Annotated in this window: 24 protein-coding genes; 21 read left to right on the forward strand and 3 right to left on the reverse strand. The window is 47.9% G+C overall.

Annotation, left to right across the window (positions count from 1 at the left end):
- The first annotated feature begins 18 nt into the window (after positions 1 to 18).
- The 14 genes from M3152_RS02060 to M3152_RS02125 all read left to right on the forward strand — a co-directional run bounded on the left by M3152_RS02060 (position 19) and on the right by M3152_RS02125 (position 11,719).
- On the forward strand, positions 19 to 420 hold the full coding sequence (locus M3152_RS02060) for a F0F1 ATP synthase subunit epsilon (protein ID WP_251693543.1): 402 nt from the start codon (positions 19 to 21) through the stop codon (positions 418 to 420).
- 108 nt (positions 421 to 528) lie between these two features.
- On the forward strand, positions 529 to 765 hold the full coding sequence (locus tag M3152_RS02065) for a DUF1146 family protein (protein WP_251626224.1): 237 nt from the start codon (positions 529 to 531) through the stop codon (positions 763 to 765).
- A gap of 399 nt (positions 766 to 1,164) precedes the next feature.
- On the forward strand, positions 1,165 to 2,466 hold the full coding sequence (murA, locus tag M3152_RS02070; RefSeq protein ID WP_251693544.1) for a UDP-N-acetylglucosamine 1-carboxyvinyltransferase: 1,302 nt from the start codon (positions 1,165 to 1,167) through the stop codon (positions 2,464 to 2,466).
- A gap of 72 nt (positions 2,467 to 2,538) precedes the next feature.
- Complete coding sequence (spoIID, locus tag M3152_RS02075; RefSeq protein WP_251693545.1) at positions 2,539 to 3,537, forward strand: stage II sporulation protein D; 999 nt, start codon at positions 2,539 to 2,541, stop codon at positions 3,535 to 3,537.
- A 10-nt stretch (positions 3,538 to 3,547) separates the two neighbouring features.
- Positions 3,548 to 4,201, forward strand: coding sequence for a M23 family metallopeptidase (locus tag M3152_RS02080; RefSeq protein WP_251693546.1), 654 nt, complete (start codon positions 3,548 to 3,550; stop codon positions 4,199 to 4,201).
- 452 nt (positions 4,202 to 4,653) lie between these two features.
- Positions 4,654 to 5,646, forward strand: coding sequence for a nuclease-related domain-containing protein (locus tag M3152_RS02085; protein ID WP_251693547.1), 993 nt, complete (start codon positions 4,654 to 4,656; stop codon positions 5,644 to 5,646).
- Between the two features lie 799 nt (positions 5,647 to 6,445).
- The gene (locus M3152_RS02090) at positions 6,446 to 6,715 is read left to right on the forward strand and encodes a sporulation transcriptional regulator SpoIIID (RefSeq protein ID WP_251693548.1); all 270 of its coding nucleotides are present in this window, start codon (positions 6,446 to 6,448) and stop codon (positions 6,713 to 6,715) included.
- A 365-nt stretch (positions 6,716 to 7,080) separates the two neighbouring features.
- Entirely contained in the window at positions 7,081 to 8,073 is a 993-nt protein-coding gene (locus M3152_RS02095; protein WP_251695218.1) for a rod shape-determining protein, read from the forward strand.
- Between the two features lie 66 nt (positions 8,074 to 8,139).
- Positions 8,140 to 8,976: a flagellar hook-basal body protein gene (locus tag M3152_RS02100; RefSeq protein WP_251693549.1), complete on the forward strand. Its 837-nt coding sequence runs from the start codon at positions 8,140 to 8,142 to the stop codon at positions 8,974 to 8,976.
- A gap of 25 nt (positions 8,977 to 9,001) precedes the next feature.
- Complete coding sequence (locus M3152_RS02105; RefSeq protein ID WP_251693550.1) at positions 9,002 to 9,838, forward strand: flagellar hook-basal body protein; 837 nt, start codon at positions 9,002 to 9,004, stop codon at positions 9,836 to 9,838.
- 22 nt (positions 9,839 to 9,860) lie between these two features.
- On the forward strand, positions 9,861 to 10,196 hold the full coding sequence (locus M3152_RS02110; RefSeq protein ID WP_353056599.1) for a DNA-directed RNA polymerase subunit beta: 336 nt from the start codon (positions 9,861 to 9,863) through the stop codon (positions 10,194 to 10,196).
- A gap of 153 nt (positions 10,197 to 10,349) precedes the next feature.
- Entirely contained in the window at positions 10,350 to 10,793 is a 444-nt protein-coding gene (fabZ, locus tag M3152_RS02115) for a 3-hydroxyacyl-ACP dehydratase FabZ (protein ID WP_251693551.1), read from the forward strand.
- A gap of 97 nt (positions 10,794 to 10,890) precedes the next feature.
- Positions 10,891 to 11,283 carry a hypothetical protein gene (locus M3152_RS02120; RefSeq protein ID WP_251693552.1) on the forward strand — a complete coding sequence of 131 codons (393 nt, stop codon included), beginning with the start codon at positions 10,891 to 10,893 and terminating at the stop codon, positions 11,281 to 11,283.
- A gap of 88 nt (positions 11,284 to 11,371) precedes the next feature.
- Positions 11,372 to 11,719 (forward strand): hypothetical protein, encoded by a 348-nt coding sequence (locus M3152_RS02125; RefSeq protein ID WP_251693553.1) that lies wholly within the window; start codon positions 11,372 to 11,374, stop codon positions 11,717 to 11,719.
- A gap of 384 nt (positions 11,720 to 12,103) precedes the next feature.
- On the opposite strand, the gene M3152_RS02130 is transcribed toward M3152_RS02125, so the two are convergent.
- Entirely contained in the window at positions 12,104 to 12,541 is a 438-nt protein-coding gene (locus M3152_RS02130) for a YwpF-like family protein (protein WP_251693554.1), read from the reverse strand.
- A 243-nt stretch (positions 12,542 to 12,784) separates the two neighbouring features.
- Here M3152_RS02130 and M3152_RS02135 point away from each other — a divergent pair, with 243 nt between their 5' ends.
- Together M3152_RS02135 and M3152_RS02140 are read left to right on the forward strand one after the other, a co-directional pair.
- Complete coding sequence (locus M3152_RS02135) at positions 12,785 to 13,243, forward strand: single-stranded DNA-binding protein (protein ID WP_353056600.1); 459 nt, start codon at positions 12,785 to 12,787, stop codon at positions 13,241 to 13,243.
- Positions 13,244 to 13,524: 281 nt separating this feature from the next.
- Complete coding sequence (locus tag M3152_RS02140; RefSeq protein WP_251693555.1) at positions 13,525 to 13,686, forward strand: hypothetical protein; 162 nt, start codon at positions 13,525 to 13,527, stop codon at positions 13,684 to 13,686.
- Between the two features lie 41 nt (positions 13,687 to 13,727).
- Here M3152_RS02140 and M3152_RS02145 read toward each other — a convergent pair whose 3' ends face one another.
- Entirely contained in the window at positions 13,728 to 16,472 is a 2,745-nt protein-coding gene (locus M3152_RS02145) for a DEAD/DEAH box helicase (protein ID WP_251693556.1), read from the reverse strand.
- The gene (locus M3152_RS02150; protein WP_251693557.1) at positions 16,469 to 18,046 is read right to left on the reverse strand and encodes a hypothetical protein; all 1,578 of its coding nucleotides are present in this window, start codon (positions 18,044 to 18,046) and stop codon (positions 16,469 to 16,471) included. Before M3152_RS02150 ends, M3152_RS02145 begins: the two co-directional genes overlap by 4 nt.
- A gap of 119 nt (positions 18,047 to 18,165) precedes the next feature.
- Between M3152_RS02150 and M3152_RS02155 the strand changes: the two genes are divergently transcribed.
- The 5 genes from M3152_RS02155 (at position 18,166) to M3152_RS02175 (ending at position 22,695) form a co-directional block, all read left to right on the forward strand.
- The gene (locus tag M3152_RS02155; RefSeq protein WP_251693558.1) at positions 18,166 to 18,483 is read left to right on the forward strand and encodes a hypothetical protein; all 318 of its coding nucleotides are present in this window, start codon (positions 18,166 to 18,168) and stop codon (positions 18,481 to 18,483) included.
- Positions 18,484 to 18,570: 87 nt separating this feature from the next.
- Positions 18,571 to 19,020, forward strand: coding sequence for a transcriptional regulator (locus M3152_RS02160; protein WP_251693559.1), 450 nt, complete (start codon positions 18,571 to 18,573; stop codon positions 19,018 to 19,020).
- Positions 19,021 to 19,465: 445 nt separating this feature from the next.
- Positions 19,466 to 20,143 carry a hypothetical protein gene (locus M3152_RS02165; RefSeq protein ID WP_251693560.1) on the forward strand — a complete coding sequence of 226 codons (678 nt, stop codon included), beginning with the start codon at positions 19,466 to 19,468 and terminating at the stop codon, positions 20,141 to 20,143.
- Positions 20,144 to 21,418 (forward strand): efflux RND transporter periplasmic adaptor subunit, encoded by a 1,275-nt coding sequence (locus M3152_RS02170; protein WP_251693561.1) that lies wholly within the window; start codon positions 20,144 to 20,146, stop codon positions 21,416 to 21,418.
- 161 nt (positions 21,419 to 21,579) lie between these two features.
- Positions 21,580 to 22,695 carry a polysaccharide deacetylase family protein gene (locus M3152_RS02175; RefSeq protein ID WP_251693562.1) on the forward strand — a complete coding sequence of 372 codons (1,116 nt, stop codon included), beginning with the start codon at positions 21,580 to 21,582 and terminating at the stop codon, positions 22,693 to 22,695.
- The last annotated feature ends 89 nt before the right edge of the window (positions 22,696 to 22,784 follow it).

Genomic DNA, 22,784 nt, shown 5'->3' on the forward strand with positions numbered 1-22,784 from the left:
GGATCAGGAGGGAAACAAATGAAGACAATTAAAGTCAATATCGTCACTCCCGACGGACCTGTTAGTGAAACTGAAGCGGATATGGTGATCGCCGCCACGGAATCTGGTGAAATCGGGATCCTCCCCGGCCATATCGCAATGGTTGCACCACTCCAAATCGGTGCCCTTCGCCTGAAAAAAGACAACTCGACTGTAAATGTCGCCGTCCATGGCGGGTTCATCGAAGTTCGTCCGGATGTTGTCACCGTTTTAGCACAACAAGCTGAATTGGCTTCTGACATCGACATCGATCGCGCCAAACGCGCAGCGAAGCGTGCGGAACAAGCACTACAAGCAAAAGCGGATAAACTTGAAGCACAACTGGTGGAACTCGACCTCAAACGGGCCATCACCCGCATCAACGTTTATGATATGAAATAATAGCTTTGACTGGTTGGCGGGCAGAGGGAGTCTTTCTTCTGCCCGCGTTTTAATGCTTGCGGACGGGCTTCACGCGCTCATAAAACCGCATCAAAAGGAGGCAGGACTATGAACGACGTATTTGCACACAACCCGATGCTTGCCATCGTCTCGCATATTTTCTTCATCGGCCTGTCATTTTATGCACTGCAAGCGATCATGCCGGAGAAAATCATTAAAAAGCACCATGTTTTTCAAGCGCAATTGCTCTTTATTTTATTGAGTTTTGCGATCGGTTCAACCGTATCAAATTTCTTTTTGGACATATCCTATTGGTCAGGAAGGATTCCTACTTTATTTAATTGACATTGTTTGGTGGAATGAAAATCGGGTACATAGTCAGTAGGCTAATGTCTCAGTCAAAACTACTCATATGCCACGGAATCCATGTCATCGCCGCGTCTACATCCAGATGTGAACGGGGCGATGGCATGAAATTAAAATAATAATGTTTAATTTCCGACAAGTTATGGGAATTACATAAGTGTCAATTGGCAATTGCCTAACCATCAATGAACACAAAACGACAAATGGGTACATATTATAGACTATCTTGTAGATAGACGGGAAAATAGCTCTGTAGTTACTTGTTTAATAATGTAGAGCGTTGTAGAATAGTATGTGTTTTTATGTTTAATTTATGATGCGAAAAATCAAATGAAAATTATGGCAAATATTATAAATACTGAGTCGGAGGGGCTTTTTGTGGACAAAATAATTATTAATGGTGGACGCGTTCTTCACGGAAATGTACGTGTGGAAGGCGCTAAAAATGCGGTGCTGCCTATCTTGGCTGCTGCATTGCTCGCGTCGGATGGTCCTAATATCATTCGCGACGTACCGAATCTGTCGGATGTCTCCACGATCAACGAAGTAGTCAAGAGCCTGGATGCGAAGGTCGTTTACGATCCATCCAGAGGGCAAGTAATTATTGATTCAACGGAAAAACTCGCTAGTGAAGCACATTTCGAATATGTACGTAAAATGCGTGCGTCAATTTTGGTTATGGGACCATTACTCGCGCGCAACGGTTTTGCACGTGTAGCTCTACCGGGAGGATGCGCTATCGGCTCACGTCCGATCGATCAGCATCTAAAAGGGTTCGAAGCGATGGGCGCTGAAATCACATTTGGACATGGACATGTTGAAGCGAAAGCGGAGAATGGTCTAAAAGGTGCCAAAATCTATTTGGACTTCCCAAGCGTTGGCGCTACTGAAAATATCATGACAGCTGCAGCCTTGGCAAAAGGGACGACAGTTATCGAAAACGCGGCGAAAGAGCCGGAAATTGTCGATTTAGCGAACTTCATCAATGAAATGGGCGGAAGAGTCATCGGTGCCGGAACGGATGCAATCCGTATTGAAGGTGTCGAGAAGCTTCACGGAACCATTCATCATATTATTCCAGACCGCATCGAAACAGGCACATTCATGGTCGCTGCGGCAATTACGGGCGGAGATGTGACGATCGAAAACGCAGTTCCTGAACATAACGCTGCACTCATTTCCAAACTTGGTGAAATGGGCGTTAAAATTACGGAATTGGACGAAGGCTTGCGCATCCAAGCGAAGCATCCGTTGAAAGCGGTCGACCTGAAAACAATGCCGCACCCTGGATTCCCGACAGACATGCAATCACAAATGATGGCACTTATGCTGACGGCATCCGGAACAGGAGTGCTCACGGAAACGGTATTTGAAAACCGCTTCATGCACGTCGAAGAATTCCGCCGCATGAACGCGAGCGTCAAAATTGAAGGACGCTCGGTCATCATCTCGGGTCCATCCGATCTGCAAGGGGCTGAAGTTGCGGCGACTGACTTGCGTGCAGCAGCTGCCCTCATCTTGGCAGGCCTTGTTGCGGAAGGCGTTACACGCGTAACGGAACTGGATCATCTGGATCGCGGCTATGTAGATTTCCATAAGAAATTGAAAGCGCTCGGTGCAGACATCGAACGCGTTTCAACGGAAGAAACGAAGAAAGAAGCAGAGAAGCAACTCGTATAAACAGCACTCTTCATACTCTTATTCGTAGACTCCAAAAACTGCTCCTTGCCATATCGGTGAGGGGCAGTTTTTTTGAATGAAATACGGTCCTTCATCATACAATCGAATATGGACAAACTACTAGCCGTTTTATTCATCGTACTACTATTTTTTATTCCCATCCTCATGAAAACGACCGTCGAACCGAAGAACAGCGTGGCAAAGGAAGATCCGTGCGTAATCACTATCACTGTGGAAGGGGTGGACAAGCCTATGCCGCTTGAGGAGTATGTTTTGGGAGTCGTCGCCGGCGAAATGCCGATAGGCTTCCATAACGAAGCCTTAAGGGCACAAGCGATTGCGGCTCGGACATATGTACTGCGGACGACAGATAGCGGAAAAAAGCCGATCGATGCGACCGTCTCCGCACAAGTATATAAAACCGCAGCAGAACGGAAGGAACGCTGGGGAAAGAACTTCAAGGAAAACGAGAAGAAGCTACGGGAAATCGTCGCGACGACCGAAGGGGACACGATCGTATATGGTGATGAAATGATCACCGCCATGTTTTTTTCGACATCCAATGGGAAGACTGAGACTGCGCAAAACTACAGCGGCAACCCGATTCCATACTTGCAGAGCGTCGAAAGCCCGGGAGAGGAAGTCGTCGAAGCGAAAGTGGAACGGCACATCGAAATGCCGATAGCGAAGTGGAATGAAGCGCTCGGATCCGTTTGGAAAGCCGATCAGTTCAAAAGCCTCCAGCTCGTCCGCAATCAAACGGGACGCGTGCAAAAAGCAGTGTCAATCGGCTTCGAAAAGAGCGGCCGTGAAATGCGGGATGCACTCGGGCTCGCATCAACAGACTTTGATATCGCATACGACGTCACAAACGAAATCGTCCTCATCACGACGAAGGGATACGGGCATGGGGTCGGCATGAGCCAATACGGCGCCGAAGCCTTTGCCCAGAAAGGATGGACCGCTGAAAACATACTGACCTACTATTATTCCGGCACGATAATAAAAAAGTTTGAAGTAGACGAATCTGAATGTTTAAAAACGTCAACACTTGCAAACAATAGCAAGTGAGGTGATGATAATGCGAGAAGAAAAACCGAAATCCCCTTCTCAGAAGAATAAGAGTCAGAAGAATAGATGGTTCTGGCCGGCCATCTACGCGGGAATCGCGATCGTCTTCGTCGGCATGATTTGGGGCTACAATGCCTTCATCCAAAAGGGCCCGAACGAAACTGCCGACGTCGCAACAGATCCGAATGCACCGCCGCTCGTCGAAACAAATGCTGCAAACGAAGTACTCAAATTCCCGTTCAAAGAGGACCAACTCGATGACGTGGCGATTATACAAGAGTACTATGATGCAGAAGCCAATGAAGAGTCGCGAGAAAATGCACTCCTTGTCTTCAACCAAACGTACAAGACAAACACAGGTATTACGCTCTCGATGGATGACCAACCATTTGAAGTCGTCGCTGCCCTTAGCGGAACAGTGAAAGAAGTCATTATCGATCAATTCCAAGGCAGCAGAATCACAATCGACCACGCCAACGGAATGACAACTATTTACAGCTCCTTGACTGGCATCCTCGTCAAAGAAGGCGACGAAGTCACTCAAGGTCAATCTCTCGGAACTGCTACAAGCAACGAATGGAACACAGTAGCCGGTACACACCTGCACTTCGAAGTGCACAAGGACGGCAACCCAGTCAACCCGCGCTCATTACTAGGATTTTAAACGACCAAACCACTCTCCGTTGCGAGAGTGGTTTTTGTGTTTTTGCAAGCATTTTGCGCGACCGAAAGAGTTGTTTTCCATCAAAGGTTTCCGCGGAAATTGCTATTTACTATGTTATACGTAATCGCGTTGAATGCTTTTTTCCAATTAAGGGGGATTGTACAAAGGCCCATTCTTTGTGCTTCAAGGTCCATTCTTTGCGTGCTAAGGTCCGTTCTTTATGAGCCAGGGCCCATTCCTAACGCTTCAAGGTCCATTCTACGACGCAAGGGTCCATTCTTTCCAGATCAGGGTCCATTTATCACACTTCAAGGTCCATTCGTTCAAAGTTGGACATGCATATCTCACTTACGACCATCTCCCTGCTGTGATCAACACGCCATTTTCGACAAAATTCGTCAGACTATTTCAAATTCAGATAAGACAGGATACAATGGAGGCGAGGTGATGATGTGCTAATTAAGAAACGGAAAAAGAACTTGGAAATTGACGGTCTAATCGCTTTGGACAAACGATTACGTAAGGGGGATGAAAATAGGATAAGGATTGAGGAGCGACTTTATAACTTACAAGCCGGTTTTGGGGGCGAGACACAATATGATAAATATGTAACGGAATTTAAACCACGGTATCCTCATGCCATTTTACACGATGTCACACTCTGTGAGGACAAGATATTTTTTCAAATGGATTCAATATTGATTACACCTGCATTTATCGTCATATCTGAAGTGAAAAACATTGCAGACAAAATTGTAGTTAAATCAAATCCGCTACAGTTTATCAAAGAGCATTCCAATGGAAGACGCCAGCCCTTAAAAAATCCGATTGTAGAGTTGGAACGGAAAATATATCTTTTTGAAAACTGGTTAAAAAAACGGAAAATAGAAATCCCGATAAAGGGAATCGTCGCATTTGCATATAATAACGAATTGAATATAGAGGAAACTCCAAGTATGGACATCATGTTTACCTACGAAGTTGCCGCACATTTTAGATCATTGCCGGTTGCTAAAGAAATTTTGAGCAAGCCGGAAATCCACTCACTCGCAAGAAAAGTTGTGAATAGCCACCAAGAATACAACCCGTTTCCTTTAATTAAAAGATATGATATACAGCCAGCTCATATATTACCAGGCGTTATTTGTCCGAAATGCAATCATTTGCCGATGAGATGGATGCAAAAAAAGTGGATTTGCCGACCTTGTGGATATACAGGTAAAAATGATCATGAGAGTGCTTTGAAAGACTGGTCAATGTTAATCAAGAGAAGTATTACGAATAGAGAGTTTCGCTATTTCACCCAATTAGAAAATCGCAATACTGCTAAAAAGTTGTTGGCGCGATCACCTATTGAACTGCAAGGAATTGGTCGTTCTTCTAAATATGAAATCATCTTGGAACACTTTATCCAGATAGAAGAGAAACAGGAGACTATACATTAATTAGATGCTAGGCATTTTTCTTTAAGGCACGTTCCGATTCTATGAAATCCTTAAAATGGACAAGGCATTTGGCGCGAGTTTTTTCAGCCGAGGTAGATAATGAAGTGCCGCGGGAATTCTTGAATTATCTTATACCCTGTCGCGATTAATGCAATAGAAATTAAATGTTTTTGTGGCAAGGTCCATTCTTTCGCGTTCAAGGTCCATTCTTTCTCACAAGGGCCCATTCTTTCGCGTTCAAGGTCCATTCTATCTCACAAGGGCCCATTCTTTCGCGTTCAAAGTCCATTTATTTTCACAAGGGCCCATTCTTTCGGGTTCAAGATCCATTCTTTCTCACCAGGGTCCATTCTTCAGCGTTCAAGGTCCATTCTTTCTCACAAGGGACCATTCTTTAGCGTTCAAGGTCCATTCTTTCTCACTAGGGTCCATTCTATCGCGTTCAAGGTCCATTCTTTCTCACTAGGGTCCATTCTATCGCGTTCAAGGTCCATTCTATCTCACAAGGTCCCATTCTTTCGCGTTCAAGGTCCATTCTTTCTCACCAGGGTCCATTCTTTCGCGTTCAAGGTCCATTCTTCCGCGCACAGAGTCCATTCATTGTATGGAGCAAAGAAGCAGACCTCCTCAATTGTCAAAAGCATTCAGCGCGAGTTGTTTCAGCCAAGGTAGATAACGAGGCGCCGCGGGAATCTGCACCCGACAAAACAATAACCCCGCCACTCCAGCTTTGACATAACCGCCGTCGCCGCGGCATAAGATAAAGGAAGAAACGGAGCTGACAGGAAAGGAAGAGGGCGTGCACGAGCAAATTCGGAGGCGATGCGTGCGCCTCGGCAAAATGTTGCTGGACACAGGACTTACCGTACGGGCGCTGGCGAAATCGACGGGCTATTCGAAAAGCACGGTCCATAAAGACTTGACGGAACGGCTGCCGAATGTGGATGTGGAGTTGTCTGAAGAAGTCGCCAAAGTACTTGCCTATCATAAGTCTGTCAGACATTTAAGAGGCGGTGAAGCAACAAGGATGAAATGGATGAATGAAAATAAGAAAGCCCGCAACACGTAACGGGAACAGACGGGGACCATCGACCATCCTTGCAGGAAGGCGGAAACCCTGTCTTTTCGCATGGAAAAAAACCAGTCGGGATGATGAATAAAAACGAATATTGTCGTAAGGAATAGTTAATGAATTCACCCATGCCTTTTAGATTGTAATGAAAAAGGCCTACATAAAAACGGTCGTCAAAATACGGACTTCCCAAAATACCCTGTAAAAAACCCCCATTCGACACCATTCGGCAAGCCCTAAATAACTGTATGAATAAATACAAAATTACTGTCAATATTTGTGTTCATTAAAGAATCATTATGGTACAATCTATAGTTAGGAGAATAACGACCGAACTGAAGTTGGAAGGGGAAACGGGATTGATGTTTGCAAAGGATATCGGAATCGACCTAGGGACTGCGAATGTGTTGATTCACGTAAAAGGGAAAGGCATCGTTCTTGACGAGCCTGCAGTCGTAGCGATCGACAAACATTCAAACAAAGTATTGGCGGTTGGTGAAGAAGCGTTTAAAATGGTAGGAAGGACACCTGGCAACATTATTGCCATCCGTCCGATGAAAGACGGCGTCATCGCCGATTTCGACGTGACGGAGATGATGCTGCGCCATTTTATCAATAAACTGAATGTCAAAGGATTCCTTTCGAAGCCGCGGATCCTCGTCTGCTGCCCGACGAACATTACGAATGTCGAGCAGAAAGCGATCCAGGATGCTGCGGAAAAATCCGGCGGCCAAAAAGTATATCTTGAAGAAGAACCGAAAGTCGCGGCAATCGGCGCTGGCATGGATATCTTCCAGCCGAGCGGCAATATGGTCATCGATATCGGCGGCGGAACTACAGATGTCGCAGTATTGTCAATGGGCGATATCGTCACATCCGAATCAATCAAGGCCGCTGGCGACTTGTTTGACAACGACATCATTCAATCGATAAAGAAAAGATATAAATTGCTCATTGGGGAGCGTACGGCGGAAACGATCAAGATCGAAATCGCGACCGTCTTTCCGGGCGGCCGGAAGGAACAGATGGACATTCGCGGCCGCGATATGGTAAGTGGACTCCCTCGCACCATTACAATCAACTCAGATGAAATACGTGAGGCGCTCAGCGAATCGGTCGGCATGATTGTCCAATCCGCGAAAAACGTACTGGAGAAAACACCGCCCGAGCTATCCGCGGACATTATCGACCGAGGCGTATTCCTTACAGGAGGCGGCGCCCTGTTGCACGGGATAGACACACTGCTCGCAGAGGAATTGAAAGTGCCGGTATTCATCTCGGATAATCCACTAAGCTGTGTGGCGATTGGGACGGGTATCCTCCTCGACAACATCGGCAAAAAAGGCCGTTACTAATTAAAATCTTTTTGATCCATCCGATATATAAGAGAAGAACGAAATATGAAAGGAGGCGGGTGCCATATGTTCCGTGGCTTTTACACAGTCGGTTCCGGCATGATCGCGCAGCAGCGCAGGACGGAAATGCTGGCTAACAACATCGCGAACGCCAATACACCAGGATTCAAAGCCGAACAGTCAAGCATCCGTTCATTCCCGGAAATGTTCATGTCGAGCTTGAATGCGCAACGCATCCCAACTCAAAAAGGCATTCAACTCAACGGCTTATCGCCAGTCGGAGAGCTGTCGACAGGCGTTTACATGCAAGAGACGATGCCGCTTTTCACACAAGGGTCTCTCCGTGAAACTGGCATGACGACAGACATCTCCCTACTCGACGGAAGCCTGCCGATCGACGCGGAAACCGGTGAACAAGGAGCTGTCTTTTTCCGACTTGAAAATGAAAACGGAAATGAGCTCTACACGAAAAATGGGAATTTTACAATCGACGCGGCCGGTTACTTGACGAATCCGATGGGGTATTATGTGCTCGATACGAATGGTCAACGCATCCAATTGCAAAATGACGACTTCAGTATTTCCGATGCAGGGGACATTATGCAGAACGGTGCAGCCGTTGCAACTCTCGGAGTTTCATTCTCGGAACAGCCCGGCGCCCTCCTGAAGCAAGGGAACGGCCTATTTGCAAGCGACGCTAATTTACCTGAAGCGCAAAATATAGCAGGAGTCGGTTATTCATTCCAACAAGGCTTTTTGGAAGGTTCCAATGTCGACGCTGCGAAGTCGATGACGGACATGCTCGCCGCGTACCGCGCATTCGAAGCGAATCAAAAAATCCTTCAAGCGTATGACCGAAGCATGGAAAAAGCGGTGAACGAAATAGGACGCGTCAACGGATGATGCGTTTTGAAAGGGGCCGAATCGAATGATACGATCAATGACGACGGCAGTTAACACGATGAACCAATTGCAGAGCCAATTCGATATTATCGGGAATAACCTTGCAAATTCGGCGACAAACGGGTATAAATCGAGTGAAGCCAATTTTCATGAACTACTTTACCAACAATTCAACAACGATAAGGCCGATACAGCTCAGCGCCAATCTCCTGCGGGTATCCGCTATGGCGTCGGTGCTGCGCTCGGTCCTGCGAAAATGAACTGGACGGTCGGTTCTTTGCAGACAACCGGTCGTGAACTCGATTTTGCACTGACCGAACCGAAGCAATATTTCAACCTTATCATGCCCGGAGAAGACGGGGAGCAAACGGTATACACGCGCGCTGGGAACTTTTACGTTTCACCTGTTGAAGGCGGCAACCTGATGCTTGTCAATGGCGATGGGTATCCTGTCGCGAATAGCGCGGGGCAGCCGATCACATTCGCGGACAGCGTGAAAAATTACAGTTTGGTTTCAGGCGGCATCCTTGAAGTGATCCACAATGACGGAAACGTACAGCAAATCCAAATGGGTGTCACGACTATGGAACGCCCGAACTTGATGAGCAGGCTTTCTTCGACACTGCTCGCGCTTCCTGACAATGTGGCGGAACTCGGCGTCGCCGCTGGAGATATACTGACGGAAATGAACGGCGTCAACCGCAACCGGATCAGCATGGAAAACGGGAAGCTTGAAGCCTCCAACGTCAATTACGAAAAAGAGATGACAGACCTGATCAATGTCCAGCGTTCTTACCAATTCAACGCGCGGACGGTCACGCTCGCCGATCAGATGTTAGGTTTGATCAATAACATTCGATAAGCCGCGCTAGGGAGAATCCGAAATGATAGAAGATAAACAGAAACATCCTCAATGGGACCATATGAAACAAAATGACTCCACTGAGCGTCAAATCGTTGCGTCCCGCGTGGAGCGCAACCAACAAAAAAAGCAGAAGTCCGTCGAAGAGGAAACAAGCAGCAAGCCGCGTATTTGGGTTCAAATTAGACTGTTCCCAATCTGGTTGCGTATTGTGCTTGTCCTTCTGTTGCTTGCGGGTGCAGCAATTCTCGGAGCCATGATCGGCTACGGCTTTGTCGGCGACGGCCAACCCGCCGATGTGCTGAAAAAAGAGACATGGATCCATATACTCGATATCATAAAAGGGAAAGAGTCGTAACGAATCGATCGGCGAAGGAATCGATTTGCCTTAATTTCTGCGTTCTTTGCAGAAATTAAGGCACGTGGTGTTACAACATTTATCACACACTTATTGTAGTGGTTTATTTTTGCTGAATTAAGTCATACATACATTGTCGGGAGGATAAAGGAAATGCTAACTGCAGAACAAATTCAAAAAATCATTCCCCATCGCTATCCCTTCCTTTTAGTCGATAGGATAACTGAAATCGAAGAAGGGAAACGCGTCGTCGGCCTGAAAAACGTCACGATCAACGAAGACTTTTTCAACGGCCATTTTCCAGGCTACCCGGTCATGCCAGGCGTCCTGATTGTCGAAGCGCTTGCACAAGTCGGTGCAGTCGCCATCCTTCAAAAAGAGGAAAATCGCGGCCGCCTCGCATTCTTTGCGGGTATTGACAACTGCCGGTTCAAACGCCAAGTCGTTCCAGGGGACCAATTGAGACTTGAAGTCGAAATCACGCGGATGCGCGGCTCCATCGGAAAAGGGAAAGCGGTAGCGACCGTTGACGGCGAAATCGCCTGCGAAACGGAAATCACATTTGCATTAGGTCCGGTAGCAGAAGCTAAAAATTAATTTGCGCACGTGCAATATGTCAGCTAAAATGAAAGTGCAGTGTGTATATTGAGGCGGACATCACACGCATGCTTATAGTGGGAGGTACCAACCAATTATGTACAATGATCTTTCTCCAAATATAAAGAGCAGCATCACGCGCTCCATCACCCAGACGTTCGAGCAATACATGGCGGACATCGATTGGGACGAAGAGCTGTACGATATCGAAGACTTCATCGATTCATGGCGCGAATACATCACGACAAAAGCTCTTTGGTATACAAGAATTCCGGATGATGTGAAAAGAGAACCGAAATTCCACGAAGACCTCGCCCAGCGAATCAATGAAGTCATCCAACGAATTCTCAGCGAGCCGCCTTCAGAAGAGCAGATCGCCAACATCCAGATCATGCAGGAAAAACTCGATACGCACTTTACATACGACTGCAAAGCGGAAGCTGTCTACGTCGAAATGCAGCTCAAAGACATGCTCGAAAAAGAACAATAAAAAGTATGGATAGTTCCCTCCTTTTTAGCCAACCTACAAGTATCATACGATTTGTATGAGAGAGGCTTGTGGAAAGGAGGGAATTTTCATGTTCAAAAAAGCGATACCGTTCGTACTCGTTTCCGGACTTGTGTTGACAGCATGTGGCGATGCCGGCAACAACGGCAATGGCAACGACGTTCCAGGAAACAACGAAACGCCGATGGAAAACCTGGACAACGGTCTTAACGACACGACTCCACGAGTTAACAACGGCGCAGGACCGGACATGGATGGAATCGATAACGGACTCGATGGAAACGGTGTAAACAACGGAATCATCAATGATGGAAACCGTAACAACGGAGACATGAACGGTGACAACACAACATCACCGAATGATGACATCCTAACAGATGACAACGACACAAATCGTAACCGTAACAACAACCGCTAACCGCAAGCCGCAAGAAAACCGCCACCCCCCGGCGGTTTTTCTTTTTTTGAAATCGCGTCATAAGAAGGCTGAATGCAATCGAATCTTCCGCATTCATTTGAAAAAGTCTTGATTGTCAAAAGCATTTGGCGCGAACACGAATCGGATTTGACGGGAGGTCTTTCCGCGGAACCAAGCGCTCATAAATCTCTACATCCACGCATAACTCCCCGCAGCCGCGCATAAACCGTGCTATCCACGCATAACGCCCCGCACCTGCGCATAACTCGCGAAATCCACGCATAACGCCCACAACCGCGCATAAACCGCTATATCTACGCATAACTCGCGCTAATCACGCATAAACGCCATCAAAAAAAGCCGCCCCTAACAGGCAGCTCCCACTCACTTTTCTTCCCGATCCTTCTTCAACCGCGGACGCTCGCGCATATCCGACTCGAAACGCTTCAGCAACTCCTCGCCGCCTAGCCCTTCGGTAATCAATTCCTCCAATAAATGCTCCGCATACTGGGTGCGGGCACGCTTCAACCGGCCCTTCAACAACACCGAAATATGCTCGCCGATCTGCTCCACGGCATCGACCGCAACGCGGAACCCCGCGGGCTCATTTTCCGGATAGGAAATGACGACGCGCGCTTCCAACAGCTCACCCGACTCCTTCCACCCCTCGAACAATTGCTGGTGCTCCTGATCGATGAAAAGCTCCAAAATCCACATCCGGTGGCTATTCTCCTGATTGATGATAATGCCGTCGACTAGCGGAAAGTCTTGAATCTTATCATCTATCAATATACCGACCGAAATCATCTTGAATGTCTTCAAATGCGCCACCCCGCTCACTTTTTCATCAAGTATACCACACGTCGGAAAAAAACTTCAGAAACAGCCAAGCTCGAATTATCCCGTGTAAATGAAAACTTCCAAACCATTGTCATCATCCACATTCTTCATTTCTCAACCAATAATACAGCCTGAAAACCCTATCAAAACCGGGTTTTCACGATTTGCGCCAATTTTCAATCCGTCATAAGATGAAGACATCACAGGAAGAAAGGAGGGGGAAAAGTGAACCAAGTTGCACTCGTAGGGCGCATGACAAAAGATCCGATTTTACGAAGGCTATCGGAAGGGAGACTGCAGACAAGCTTCATCCTTGCCGTGAACCGCAATTTCAAAAACAAGCATGGCGAAATGGATGCCGACTTCATCCTTTGCACAGCATGGGGGAAAGTTGCGGAAAACACTGCGAAACATTGTGGAAAAGGATCTTTAGTAGGTGTCGGCGGACGAATCCAATCGAGGACATACGAACGCGAAGACAATAGCCGAGTTTTCGTCACTGAAGTGATCGGAGAGGAAATCCGCTTCCTGTCGACAAAGCGGAGAACGAACGACAACTTGTACGGAGAGTCTGAAGGAAATGTGCAACAAAGCGGCGGAAATGAAAGCAAGGCGCAACAGGAGAAGGTCAGCACGAACTTCCATCTGCCGCAAATCGAAAAAGAGGGACTACCTATCTATTGACCTTCAAAGGACGATACATAGGTAGGGAGAATAACCAAAAAGGGGGACCGCCGGAAGTTCGGATACACATAAAAATGAATAGTGGAATGAAAATATCTAAGTGAGTAAGAAGGAGAACAAAGCGATTAGGATATGAAGGGTGGGGACCCTCCCATATCCACAGGGGGCATCACGTCCGCCAGACGCAATGCTAGCTGCGTAGGCCGAATGATCTTGGCCGACACCATGCGGCGGGGACCGCTCCCGCCGCATCTAACCAATACCGAGGGGAGGTAAAACAAATGGATAAATTCGAAAAACAGCTCATCCGCACGGAACTGCAAGTCGGACAACTCATCCGCATCATCGCTCGCCTGAATGAACGGCTCAATGAGCTGGAAGAAAGAGAACTCGCGAGAAAAGTCATCCCCATACATATGCGGCGCCAAGCACAGCGATCGTGAAAAGACCCCGGCTTCCATAAAAGGAAACCGAGGTCACGTACCTATCTTTCAAACGACAGAAGATCATCCAATTCCGTATCGGACAACTCCGTCAACCATTGACTCGACTGGATCAAATCTGCGGACAGCGCCGCTTTCTCAACAAGCATCTTATCGATCTTCTCTTCAATCGTCCCGACGGTCACAAACTTATGGACATGCACAAACTTCGTCTGGCCGATCCGGTATGCCCGATCCGTCGCCTGATTCTCAACCGCAGGATTCCACCAGCGGTCCGCATGCAGCACATGGTTTGCCGCAGTCAAATTCAACCCGGTGCCGCCTGCCTTCAACGACAGGATGAAAACTGGGAATTCACCGGCCTGGAACGCCTCGACCAAATGATCGCGCTGCCCCTTCGGCATGCTTCCCGACAAGAACGGCACATCGATATCATACAGCTCGCTCAGACATTGGCGGATCAACTGGCCCATTCCGATATACTGAGTGAAAATCAAACACTGCTCACCATTTGAAGCGATGTCCGCCGCCATAGACACGATCCGGTTCAACTTCACCGACCGCTCCAGCATCTGGTCAGCAGGCGCATGAGGCTCCTTCAAAAACAGCGAAGGATGATTACAAAGCTGCTTCAAACGGCTCAACATCTTCAAAATGAGACCTTTCCGCTCAAAGCCGGTCAACGTATCCAACTTGAACTTCGTATCCTCGATGAAACTTTCATAGAGTGCAGCCTGCTCCGTCGTCAACGGGCAATACTCGTTCTGTTCGAGCTTCTTCGGCAAATTCAATTGCAAATCAGGATCGTTTTTCGTGCGGCGTAGCAGGAACGGACGAATCTTTGCCCGTAATTTACGCTTCTCTAGCTCTGAATCATCCCGCTCGATCGGAACGATAAACTGCTCGGAAAACGTCCGGAAGCTTCCGAAATACCCTTTATGGATGAAATCAAAAATCGCCCATAGTTCCGACAGCCGGTTCTCGATCGGCGTCCCCGTCAACGCAATCTGGTGGTCGCCATGCAATTTCCGGATCGCCCGGGACTGCTTCGTCTGCATGTTCTTAATATTTTGCGCCTCATCAAGCGTAATACTCGCAAATACAGTGTTGCCAAGCGTTTCATCGTCCTGCGTCGCAGTGCCGTAAGTCGTCAAAATGACATCCGGCTTACGTTCTTGAAGAAGCGCATTGAACTCTTCCTCCCGAGCCCGTGTCGGACCGTAATGCGTATGCACCTTAAGCGACGGCGCAAACCGCTCGATCTCCTTCTGCCAGTTGCCGAGCACGCTCGTCGGGCAGATGATGAGCGAAGGGGAGTCCGTTTCCGGGCGCGCATGCACATTCAATAAATACGTAATAAGCTGCACCGTCTTCCCAAGTCCCATATCATCGGCCAATACAGCGCCGAAATGATGCTCACGCATGAAGACGAGCCAATTATACCCGTCGACTTGGTAGGGACGGAGCTCCGCCTTCAATTCAACCGGAATACCCGCGTCAGGGAGGCCCTGCTTATTCGAAACCATCTCGACATACTCGCGCAGCGACTGCTTCATCGAAAACGCCAGGAGCGGGTCATCTGAACCATCATCTTCATCAACCGGGATGATCTCCTCGGGAATCTCTTGGAACAGCAGATCCTTCACCGTCCACTCGCCAGCATCCGCCTGCTCCATCAGCTCGCGAATCCGCTTCAGCCAAAGTGGATCGATATGGAACCACTCGTCGCCCGACCGGATATACTCACGATTCTCATCCACCAGCCTACGGAATGAGTCCTGATCGATCTCCTTCCCGGCAAGCGAAAAGTTCCAATCGAATGAAAGGACTTCATTAAGACCGGCTGATGATCGATACGATTGAACACTCGCACTCGTCCGGACGCGTAATTTCGACTCCGTCACCGACTTCAGCCAAGCCGGTAAAATGACAGCATACCCGAACGACTGGAACACAGGCAGATCTTCCTGGATGAACATCCGCACTTCAGGATCAGACATCGCAATCGACAAAAACCGGTTCCCGGGCTCAGCCTCGACCGAACGCAGGAAAGACACCATCTCGGACTGCTTCTCCCGGATTTCATCAGCGAAATCCTTCCATTTCGCAGGCAGTGCATCGCCGATTTCCGCATTCGCTTTACGGACAGCCGGCGTCCAATGCGTCCCGCGTTCGCTGACGACAACCGTCTCCAGCAGCCATTCCGTATCCCCGTCTTCAGCGGGCTCCGTCAGGCGGAAAGCGACCCGGACCGGAATCGTCGAAACGGAATCGCCAGGCCAACCGTATTTCCGCAAATGCGGCAGCAACGCCGGCAACTGATCGAGCCGCATTGCCGAAGCATCGAGTTTTTCGCGAATCGCATCATGCAAAATCATCGAAGAAAGGGCGGAAATCCCGATTTTTTCCTCGTCGAATCGGATCATCCCTGCGTCCAGCTCTGCGTGCTGCCAGAAATCGGGTTCATTCCATAAACGGGCCGCTTCCCGCAACGCGGATAAATGGGCCTCGTCGTTCGTCGTACGTCCCGCAAACGAAGCGAAAGGATGCGTCTTTCCCGCAAACACTTGCAGGAATTCATTCGTATTCAAATGGACGGCCTCTTCATCAGTTGTCGGCAACAAGCCGTACAACGCCTGTTCATTATTGAAGAACAGGAAGGAGGAAAGCCTGTCCGGGGAAACCGCACGTCCGGACGGGTCTGTGGCGGTAACCGAATACCGACCTCCTTCGTCCCGTTCAATCGCCAATTGGAAGAGGAGATTCAACGTATCCATTTTCGTCATAAATTCAAATTCCCCTTTTCCATTTCTTCCGACAACGCGCGGAGCCGTCTATACTGCTCGCGAACGGTGTCGATATATCGGTTCCAGAAATCCGCCTTGCCGCTCTTTTTCGCGCCCGCCTTCATACTTTTGAACAACCGTACGGCGCGGCGGTAGCTATGCCGGTTCTTCTCCTGGATGAACCGCATCGCATACGTATGGAGCAACGGCATGACGGAAGCCGGGTCATTCGCGAGGACGAACTTCAACGTATCGGGCTCAAGCCCGTCATACGGAATATTGAACCTATGCATGAGTGCCGCCCATTCGGCGAACCGCTCCCGCTCGATGAGGAAATCGCCGAACGCGCTGACGCCGTCTTCCCCGTAGATCATGAAAAGCTCTTCGCGGCGCGATTCCGGAAAATGCGCTTCTTCAAGCAATCCGTCGATTTTCCGGATGAAATGATACCGGTCGGTGGAAAACGAAATCCGGCCAAAGAAATCGCCGATATGCGGGTAGATCGTATTCATGATGACGGTGAGGGAACCTGGATCCTCCATCTCGGCAGCTAGATCCGCTAGCGGCAGCCAATGGCCGACAAGCTCGCCGCCCGCCCGTTCCGCTATTTTTGCAAGCGTCTCTTCATCGCCTTTTGTCAGGTTGAAATAAGCGGCGAAAAAGGCGGCGTCCACTGAATCATCGTCAAGCAGATAGGCAAGCTCCGTCTCCTGAGCAGCCGTGTCCTTGTACAGGAACTCCCACATGATCGCGTAGATTTCAAGGCGGACTTCAAAAAGCCCTTTATTCCGAAGGACGAACTCGCGGACTTGTTTTTTCAAAGCGGTGTAAAACGCATCCGTCTCGAACAGTCGAGGATTTTTGCCAAGCGCCTTGCCGATGTCACGCAACTTCTCGATCTGTTCATTGAGCCACATCTTCACTTGCCATTGGCGGTATGTGAAATGATTCGCCTCTTCGAGATGTCCGTGCGCAAAAGACCAGCCCGCCTCCAGCAGATGCAACCGGTAAAACAGTTCGAACAGCGGCTTCCATTCATATTCGAAAGGGGACAGCGGAATCACTTTCTGGTCCATCAATGAGCTTTCATGGATGAACACATTCGGATTATCACTTGGTCCGATTTCGCGAAGCGGAGCAGCCAGCCTGTACAACACATCATTCCAGGCTTCGGGCGTCCGTTCCGAAACGGTCAGCGCCATCTGTTCCGTTTCTCTCCGCTGCCAATCATGCAGCCATTCTGTCAACGAATGTAACTGTGAATAAAGATGGAAGACAACCGCAATCTTATGGGCGCACCAATCATCTTCATCACAAGTGCAAGACGCTTCTGTCATCGAAAGGGAAAGAGTGACAAATTCCTCTGTCTCGTCCGCTATCAGCACTTCGATGGCCGTGGCGTCCTGTGAAAAACGGAAATTGTGCAACACGCCTTTACGGACCAATGAAACTGCTTTCCGAATGACATGCGCCTCACCCTGCACATCGGGCCGGAAAGAGTGTTTGATCATGTTCATACATTCATCTATTTCACGCTCATGTAAATAAGAAACTCGTTCCACTGACATGTGCATCGGCTCACTCCCTAAACTAAAGCATTCCCTTTATTATAAGGCTTTCATGCCACAATCGTAAATGATATCATTTAAAGTATAGAAAACAACAAACATAAAGAGAGATGGGGGGAACCAAATTGGAAACATTAATACTACATATACCAAAAGTCTATGAAAGACGTAATCTACTAATGGGAGACTACACATCGATCGACCATATCTATGTGGAAGACGGAAAAGGCGGCGGATTCATAGCAGCCGAAACATTCATGACGCCCGAGCCCAAATCTGAGGCGATTGTCGTCAACTATCAATCCGATGAAGTGACATTCTTCAATGACAAGGAAAGTAAATTCATCAATCAGCTGTTGAAAAGGAAAATCCCGTTTGAACCGTTGGAAATCCGATTCGTAATGGAACCGAATAAGAAAAATCATCAATCCAAACGTAAGTGAATAAGATAGAAAACAAATCATTCACAAAACATCGTCAACTATGATAGAATAGAAATAATCGGAATATTCAATGATGGAGGGAGAATTATGCTATCAGTTCAGCGCATGACGCCTTTTTTCACTAGCCAAGAGGACTTTCGTCTCCGTCTCGTGTTCGCCTATCAATATTTCTCGATTATCAAAGGCGGTGAAGTATACCAATTTGTCCCCTCTGAAGGAAAAGAGATCGTCGTCAATGTGAAGAGCCTGCAAGTCGAAAACCTTGGAGAAGTGTTCGTCTTCCAACGGGGCAACCGATTCATCCGGCTTCCGCTCTACCAGCTGCTTCTCATCTCGGATCTTCATCTGCATCTGTCATCCATCCTCGAAGGGACATTAAACTTGAAATTGGAAATACCGGAAGAAGTTATCCTGGAAGCGGCAGCGCTGTTAAAAGAAATCGAATCCGACAACCGCCTGCGCATGATCGACTACGCACTTGAAACAAACAACCGCACCTTATTCACTCAACTGACGGAAGGAATGCACGAAAATTGAAAAACAAATCATGAAAAAACACTTATCGTCCTCGAAAAACGATGAGTGTTTTTAATTTGGAGTTTAAATGACTAGATTGATAGGGTATACATATCTAGCTTGCTAACTTGCATAGTACAAGAGCTCCATTTATTCATCAAGGGCTTAATTAATCGCCCGCTCAACTCGTGAGAAAATGCAACGCAATGACGAATACAGTGGAACCCGTCAATCCGAACAAGAAATCCTGCATGGTGAATCGATGCTTATCGTCTTGATCCATCAAAATCCGCTCCTTTGTCGATTTCCCGGGAAATGAGGCGTTACAAGGTATGAACTTCCCACTAGACTGGCCAAATTCTCCAAGATTCATACAAAAAATGACTATTAAAAATTGAATAATCCACGAGATTTGATACAGTTATGTATACAGCATCAAAAAACACCCGAAGAAAGGATTGTCGCTATGTTCTTTGAATACCGATTTTGGCACTTTTTGACGAGACCCTATGAGCTCGCCACCCAGCTGCAAACCGGCACGATGCGACACTTCAACAGAAGGCTCTTGCTCGTTTTTCTTGCAGGCATCGCCTTATTCGCACTCCGTGAAATATGGGGAATGGGAACGGAAGCACTCACGTCAGTAATGACGACAACGGACTACATAATCGCAAGATACGCATCACTTGCGGGAACGATTCTCTGGTCGATCCTATACATAACATTCCATATTTTCGGAGTCGCATTGATCCTGTCAGCACTGACGAAAATCCCATACCGGCAGTTGGTACCGCTGCAAGTGATCATCGCAGGTGTGCTGCTCATGGAAAAGGCGATCATCTTCATCGTCTTTGCAATGAAAGGCGCAACGGTAAGCCTATCATTCCTATCATTCGGCCCGCTCGCCGTCACGGTCATGGACAATTGGTATTTGATCCTTTTCATGAACCAATTGACGGTCACAAGCGCGCTGATCATCACATTGCAATACCGGTACATCCGAGGATTCATTGCGGACGGAAGATGGAAAGAGCATCTTTGGATATTGATCGGCCTGCATGTCGCAATGGCCCTCATCACCGCGGTGGTCGCATACATCCCGTTCGATTCCATCCTCAATTCACTTTTCGGAGGTGGCTTCTAGATGAAAAAACGATTAAGCATCACCGTCGCCATCATCGTCAGCCTCTTCATCGCATTGAACGTCCACGTGCTCTTCTCTGAGAAAAGCACGGTTCCAAAAACATTGTATGTCCACAAGTACGAGCGTATGACTTCCGCACATCATGAGGAGGACATCTTGAAAGAAGGGCTCATCACGCCTGAAAACATATACACCGTCTACGTCGGCGACGATGAAACAATCGATTCATGGCTCGTCAAGGAAGGCGATCCAGTTCAGGTCGGGGATGAAATCGCGTTGCTGCAGACCGGACGCGCAGAGAGCCAACTCGCGGCATGGGAGGCGGAAGAAGAAGGACTCCTTGAACAACGTAGTGCAGTCGAATCAACAATCGCAAGCCTCGAATCCGATCGGAGCAGCGCCCGTAATAATTCGTCCCATGTCAATACGACCGAAACACCTGACGGCACAGATGTTGAATTGAACGTCGATGTCCAAGTCGATGTCCACCAAGACGGCGCATTCGCCCAGGCAATCGCCGAAGCGGAGCGCGAACTGTCGGAAATAGACAGGAATCTCGCCGTCGTCCAAGCGCAGCTTGAACAGGACGCCACCCGTCCAGCGCTCATCAGCCCGGTGGACGGAACGGTTTCGGAAGTGGACAAGCACGGCTTCACACTCGCCGCCGATATTTATAGTAATAAGAAGCTCGTCACAACATACGCGCAACTTGACGAATGGCAGAAGATCGAAGCCGGCGATCTCGTCCGCATCCAGGAGAATAATCTTGAGACGAACATCGAAGGTACGGTGCATTCCGTTTCCGCAGTGCCTGCGACAGACAGCAGATGGCGCGAAGCATACGATAAGCTCGATCCGAAAGAACGGGAAAACCCGCTCGACCTATATGAAATCACGATCATGCCGCTCGAGGAGCTATACAACTTACCATTCGGTGCAAACGTGAACGCATCAATCATCGTGAATGAAGCGGAAGCAGTTTCAGTGAAAATCCAATGGCTCGAATCGTATGTTAAAGATAGTGCTGTGGTATGGAAGCTGGACGAACAAGGCCGCGCCACCAAAACGAACGTAACGGTTCCATTCATCAAGAACAATCGCGCAGTCATTACGGAAGGCCTGAAAACCGGCGATATCGCCTTCTATAACCGTAACATCAATGAAATCGATAACGTATCCAACGTCTTCCTCCCTCTCCCGCTCGAACTCCCGTCAAGGAGCGACTGGAGAATATTCGGATGGAAGAACTACGTAAAGTACGGCTTCGTGGAATAAACACCAAGACAAAAACCGCCCAAGTGGCGGTTTTTTTATGTCGAAATTTATAGTAAGTAAAATTATTTCACTCTGTAAGCAAAGCTGATTATGATTCTACTTGTCCGACTCAATTAATATACTAAAACATTGAAACTACTAGTGGAAATGGAGTAGATAAATTGAAAAAGGTAGTCATAATCGCAATCATACTAATATCATTCATACTTGGAGTGAATGAAGCAGCAGCGGAAGGTGAGGCAAAGCGTTATATCGGTCTTCATGACAAAATGCTGCCGATCGAGAACATCCACGTCATAAGCGGTGATACAAAGGTGCTTTTAGAGGAGATTTCCAAACACCTGTACATCACCATTACAGAAGAAAAAGGAAAAATAAAATTAACTAAACACGGGAAAGAAATTACACTTAGAATACCTGCTGAACAAGAAGCATCTTCTTCAGAGAACCCACTTATTTTCAATGAATCCGGCAAGCTGTTAATCAGCCTGAAGTATTTGACAAACCAATTTGAATTCAAGCTCGAATATTTTCCGGAATATCGAACATTGAGGATTTATAGAGATACCTATCCGCATATGAGCCATGAGGAGTACAAAGAAATCATAAAGGGACATGTAAAGCAGCAACAAAGAACCTACACAACAAAAAAGCCGACCGTCTATTTGACGTTCGATGACGGTCCGAATCAATTCACACTGATCAACCACGCGACACTTGAAAAGTACAAAGTACCTGCCACATTCTTCTTCCTCGGCAATCATATGAAACAGAACGAATCCATCGTCAACACCGTTTCGAAAAGCGGCCATTACATCGGCTCGCATAGCATGACGCACGACAAGACACTCGTCTACAATTCGACTGAGTCATTCATTGCCGAAATGGCTGGCGGCGCCGAACTCGTCGAACAGCTCACAGGGAAGTCTTCGAATCTCGTGCGCGTTCCATACGGCAGTAAGCCGCTCGTCACGCCGGGCATGCAAAAAAGCCTCATCGCCCGCGGATTTAAACTATGGGACTGGGACGTCGACTCCAATGATTGGCGCTACACGGACAAACAAGCTGGCCAAATCGTGAAAAACGTCCAGGACGGCGTCATAAAAGCCGTGAAATCCGGCGACAAGGACATCATCATCCTCCTGCATGACCGCAGCCAAACAACCATCGCTCTACCAAGAATCATAGAATGGCTTCAAAAAGAAGGCTACAACTTCAAGACATACGAGCCCGACAATCACATCATCCAGAACTTCCTGCGCGATCCACTGCTCTGAATCAAACCTAATTGGTCAAAAGCATTCGACAAACAACACCCTAGAAATCACGCATAACCTCCACGAAATATGTATAAATCGTTACAGCG

The organism is Sporosarcina luteola (assembly GCF_023715245.1).
Taxonomy (GTDB): Bacteria; Bacillota; Bacilli; order Bacillales_A; family Planococcaceae; genus Sporosarcina; species Sporosarcina luteola_C.